Here is a 962-nt window from a genome sequence, read left to right as displayed (position 1 = left end):
CGACACACAAACCTACCTTTTAAAAAGATACCTTCTATGACTGATAAAAGCACTGACACACCAAGCCAAGATTACAAAGACACGCTGAACCTTGCGGATACGCCATTTGCGATGCGCGCAAACCTTGCCAAGCGCGAGCCAGATTGGTTGGCTGCGTGGGAAGCGGATGACGTGTACGGTAAAATTCGTCAAGCGCGTGCTGGTGCGACCAAATATATTTTGCACGATGGCCCTCCATACGCCAACGGTCAGATTCACTTGGGTCACGCGGTTAATAAAGTACTAAAAGACATTATTGTAAAATCAAAAACCTTATCAGGGTTTGATGCGCCTTATGTCCCTGGTTGGGACTGTCATGGTCTGCCAATCGAACAAAAAGTCGAAGCCAAAGTCGGTAAAGTCGGTCAAAAAGTGTCTGCTACCGAATTCCGTGGTCTATGCCGCGAATATGCCAGCACTCAGATTGAATTGCAAAAAGCAGATTTCAAGCGTCTAGGCGTATTCGGTGATTGGGACAATCCTTATCTGACCATGAATTTTCATCAAGAAGCTAATATCGTACGCGCGCTTGCCAAGATCTATGACAATGGTCATGTGACTCGCGGTATGAAGCCAGTCAACTGGTGCTTGGACTGTAGCTCTGCTCTCGCAGAAGCTGAAGTCGAATACCAAGACAAAGTCTCTGACGCCATCTATGTCAGCTTTGATGTGCTCGGTACGGACAAAGTGACCGCATTGGCAGATATCGCAGACAATATCGCTGCGGTTATCTGGACGACTACGCCGTGGACACTGCCTGCTAACCAAGCCATCTCAGTCCATCCTGAGCATAACTATAGCGTGGTTGCGACCGAAAAAGGCAACCTGCTACTAGCAGCTGATCTTGTTGAGACTGCGCTGAGTGAACTCAAACTTGAGAATAAAGGCATCTTAGCGACCGTATCAGGCAGTGAAGCTTGAAG

Annotated in this window: 1 pseudogene; it reads left to right on the top strand. The window is 47.8% G+C overall.

Features of this window, described 5'->3' with window-relative positions:
- Window positions 1–36: 36 nt before the first annotated feature.
- Window positions 37–954 (top strand): annotated as a pseudogene (locus ACS8FC_RS15310) (class I tRNA ligase family protein); the annotation flags it as partial.
- Window positions 955–962 lie beyond the last annotated feature (8 nt).

It is taken from the genome of Psychrobacter sp. 1Y4 (assembly GCF_051847555.1).
Note: the sequence above shows the minus strand (reverse complement) of the source record. Positions and strands in the feature narration are given on the sequence as shown.